Annotated in this window: 1 pseudogene; it reads left to right on the plus strand. The window is 63.2% G+C overall.

Features of this window, described 5'->3' with window-relative positions:
* Window positions 1-44 precede the first annotated feature (44 nt).
* Window positions 45-269: pseudogene (locus AC0L3X_RS47555) on the plus strand (transglycosylase); the annotation flags it as partial.

Genomic DNA, 269 nt, shown 5'->3' on the forward strand with positions numbered 1-269 from the left:
CTTTTCTACACGGCTCCGGCGGAGCCTATGGAGGCGACAGCATCATGAACCCGCGGCGATTTACGATAGTGGCGCCGACCTTTTGCGGAACGGTCGTTCTCGCGGGGTGGATCACTGGCTGGCTGGCTGGCTTCGGTTCGGCCGGCACCGAGAACACCCGCGCAGTGCCAATCGAGGACCGCGCAGCATCTTTCGCCGCCAACGCCAGGCTCGCGGATGAACCGCAGGCAATCGCAATGGACAACGCCGTTGTCGCTAACACCGTTGTC

Source organism: Bradyrhizobium sp. MI1.7, assembly GCF_055811795.1.